The following is a 489-nucleotide window of genomic DNA, read 5'->3' on the forward strand; positions in this document are numbered from 1 at the left end:
GCCGTTGAGGGTCTCGGCGGACTCCGGCGGCTCGTTGTCGCCCTTCTCCGGCTTCGGGAAGGTGTCGCCCTCGGCCCAGTCCGCGCCGATCTCCAGCGTCACCCCGGAGACCTCGGTGGACTTGCGGACGGTGCCGAGCGGCATGCCCAGCGCCTCGGCGACCGACTGGGCGTCGCCCTCCAGCTCGGCGCTGGGGTAGAGGATCGCGGTCTTTGCCCGGTTCTTCACCTGGTTCTGGTCGGCCGAGGCGCGGGTGAACCCGGCCTTCGCCAGCAGCGCGACGAGATCGGTGGCCCGGCCCGAGACCGGCGCGGCCGTGGGGGAACCGGTGCCGTTGCGGACCAGGACGGCGATCTCGGCGGGGTCGGCCGCGGGGTCCTCGGAGGTCTCGTCCTCCTCGGGCGAGGGAGAGGGCGAGGTACCGGCCTCGGCCCGGCCGTCCAGCGCGACGTCCTCGCGGACGAGCCGGAACAGCCGCTCGGCGTCGTC

Annotated in this window: 1 protein-coding gene; it reads right to left on the reverse strand. The window is 74.2% G+C overall.

Annotated features, from left to right (window positions below):
- On the reverse strand, positions 1 to 489 hold a 489-nt coding region (locus tag ACFV9O_RS40400; RefSeq protein WP_385428079.1), incomplete at both ends, for a LytR C-terminal domain-containing protein.

The sequence above is a fragment of the Streptomyces sp. NPDC059909 genome (assembly GCF_042730885.1).
In the GTDB taxonomy this organism is placed as follows: domain Bacteria; phylum Actinomycetota; class Actinomycetes; order Streptomycetales; family Streptomycetaceae; genus Streptomyces.